2 protein-coding genes are annotated in these 3,033 nt (G+C 53.9%); both read right to left on the bottom strand.

Annotated elements, in window-relative coordinates:
- Positions 1–284: 284 nt before the first annotated feature.
- Positions 285–2,090: an acyl-CoA dehydrogenase C-terminal domain-containing protein gene (locus BIS10_RS18090; RefSeq protein WP_083024514.1), complete on the bottom strand. Its 1,806-nt coding sequence runs from the start codon at positions 2,088–2,090 to the stop codon at positions 285–287.
- A gap of 227 nt (positions 2,091–2,317) precedes the next feature.
- A partial coding sequence (locus BIS10_RS18085; RefSeq protein ID WP_253507450.1) for an SDR family NAD(P)-dependent oxidoreductase occupies positions 2,318–3,033 on the bottom strand: 716 nt, incomplete at its 5' end.

Here is a 3,033-nt window from a genome sequence, read left to right as displayed (position 1 = left end):
TCTACGCACTTCCTGGTGTTTGTCAACCGCTGTTTTCAGCGAGTGAAGCGAGCGATCTAAATGACAACCAGACGGCTCTAACTTCCTGACAAACCAGAGGTTTTTCAACCTCCTTCACCGCTGGTAACGCTGGGCGTCCCCGGCAGCGGATGCGTACTTTACGGATTCGCGGCCGGGTTGGCAAGAGGGTTTTGAAAAAAAAGCGGCAGACGATGCCAAAGGCAAGTCTGCCGCAAACCACCGATCAGTACCCTGACCAGAGAGTGCCTGGTAAACGCCTAGGCTTAAATCTCAAAGCCCAAGCCAAAATCTTCGCTTGAGATGGCCATTAAGCTGCCCGCTCCCGCTTGGATCATTGCCGCGTGCGCTTTGGTACGCGGTAACAAGCGCTGGTAATAGAACCGCGCTGTATTCAACTTTGCCTGATAGAAAGCGGCATCATCACCGTCCTGGGAGGCAGCCGCCTGCTTGGCAGCACGTGCGAACAGGTAAGCAACTGTCACATAGCCTGAGTACATCAAGTAATCGACGCTGGCAGCCCCTACTTCTTCACGGTCCTGCATCGCTTTCATACCGATGCCCATGGTGAGCTCGCCCCACTCGGCGTTCAGCTTAGCCAGCGGCTCAATAAACTCTTTTAATGCGGAGTTATCCGCTTCTGCTTTGCAGAACTTGTGAATCTCTTTGGTGAATACCTTCAGCGACTCACCTTGACTCATCAGCACTTTGCGCCCCAGCAGATCAAGCGCTTGAATACCGGTCGTACCTTCATAGAGACGTGTGATGCGCGCATCGCGCACCAGTTGCTCCATGCCCCACTCCTTAATAAAGCCGTGACCACCAAAAATCTGCACGCCTTCATTGGTACACTCGAAGCCTACTTCCGTCAGGAAAGCTTTGACGATGGGTGTTAATAGACCGAGCAGCGTCTCCGCTCGCTCTTTCTCCTCGCCCGGCGCGCCGTGCTCAACAATATCGAGCATTTGAGCGGTATACAGCACTAGCATGCGGCCGCCTTCGGCAAAGGCTTTTTGTGTCAGCAGCATACGGCGTACATCAGGGTGCACAATAATAGGGTCAGCGACTTTATCCGGCGCTTGTACGCCAGACAGCCCACGCATCTGTAAGCGGTCACGGGCATAACTTAGCGAGTTTTGGAAGCTAGCCTCCATCAACCCTAAGCCTTGGATACCCACGCCTAAGCGAGCCGCGTTCATCATGGTGAACATGCAGGCCAGGCCTTTATTCGGCGCGCCAACTAGATAGCCCGTTGCGCCATCAAAGTTCATGACGCAGGTAGCGTTACCATGGATACCCATTTTGTGCTCAAGCGAACCACAGCTGACGCCATTGCGCTCGCCAGGGTTGCCCGCAGCGTCCGGCAAAAATTTAGGCACAACGAATAGCGAAATACCTTTAGATCCTTCAGGAGCATCTGGAAGTTTGGCCAGCACGAGATGGACGATGTTCTCAGCGAGATTGTGTTCACCGGCCGAGATAAAGATTTTGGTACCCGTAATGTGATAAGCACCAACTTCAGCGGGCACTGCACGGGTTTTGATCAAACCCAGGTCAGTACCGCAGTGCGGCTCCGTCAAGCACATGGTGCCAGTCCAAACACCTTCTACCAGCTTGGTGAGGTATGTCGCCTTCTGCTCGTCGGTACCGTGATGACGCAGCGCATCCGCCGCACCATGTGACAAGCCCGGGTACATACCCCACGCTAAGTTAGTAGCGCAGATCATTTCAGAGAGCATCATCGCCAATGAGTGCGGAAGGCCCTGACCACCTTGCTCAGGATCTGCCGCCAAGCTCGGCCAGCCGCCTTCAACATACTGCTGATAGGCTTCTTTAAACCCTTTAGGAGCTTTCACCTCGCCCCCTTCCAGCAAACAACCCTCCTCATCACCGCTTTGATTGAGAGGTAGCAGCACCTCACGAGCAAAGCGACCACCCTCTTCCAAAATAGCACTCACGACATCTGGCGAAGCATCTTCACCATTGGGTAATGCGGCGTAGTGGCTTGGGTAATCAAACATTTCGTCCATCACGAAACGCATGTCACGCAGAGGGGCTTGATAGCTGGGCATGTCACTTCTCCTAAACAGGGGGCCGAAAGGGCTGGGCTTCACCAACGCCTTTCAAACACATGTTTGAAAACTAGCGCGCTCACACAATCCAGTCAAGCAGTCGTTTGAATTAAGCTAAAAAACCGACTACGACTTTGGTCACCACAAATACAAGCACCTGTTTTAAATACAAAAAAGCCTGCTCGAAATATGAGCAGGCTGACCAAGAGCGGTATGCTTAAAGCGGCTTACTGCATGCGTATTCCACCGTCCAGACGAATCACCTCTCCATTAAGCATGGAGTTGGTAATGATTTGCTCTGCTAACAGCGCAAACTCTTCAGGTTTCCCCAAACGCTTGGGGAAAGGCACTGCAGCAGCTAATGCTTGGGCGGCCTCATCAGGAATCTCGCTCATCATTGGCGTCTCAAACACTCCAGGGGCAATGGCCATAACGCGAATGGCATGTCGGGACAGTTCTCTCGCCGCTGGCAGGCTCATTCCCACGACCCCCGCCTTAGAGGCGCTGTAGGCACACTGCCCCACCTGCCCATCGAACGCCGCAATAGACGCTGTGTTGATAATCACACCACGCTCACCGCTATCACCGGGCGGGTTTTTAGCCATCGCAGCGGCCGCTAGCCGCATCACATTAAAAGTGCCAACTAAGTTGATATTGACCGTGCGTGCATAGCTGTCAAGGTCGGCAGGATTGCCTTCTCGATCCACTAACTTGGCGACGCTCACCACACCCGCACAGTGAACCACCCCAGAAAGCCCACTTTCGCCACCCAACGCCACCGCCGTATTCACCGCCTGCTGCATATCAGCGGCAGAGGTGATATCAGCGACACAGGCTTTAGCCTGAGCACCCAGCTGTTCTGCTAGATTCAACACCCGATCACTCATATCGCACAGCACTACATTGGCACCAGCGTTTACCAGCCGTTCTGCCGTGGCCGCAC

The sequence above is a fragment of the Halomonas sp. 707B3 genome, assembly GCF_024158645.1.
In the GTDB taxonomy this organism is placed as follows: Bacteria; Pseudomonadota; Gammaproteobacteria; order Pseudomonadales; family Halomonadaceae; genus Vreelandella; species Vreelandella lionensis.
This window is presented reverse-complemented; position numbering and strand designations above follow the sequence as displayed.

Excerpts from the sequence above, each read along its gene's own strand:
- BIS10_RS18090 (WP_083024514.1), bottom strand. The coding sequence starts at position 2,090 with ATGCCCAGCTATCAAGCCCCTCTGCGTGACATGCGTTTCGTGATGGAC.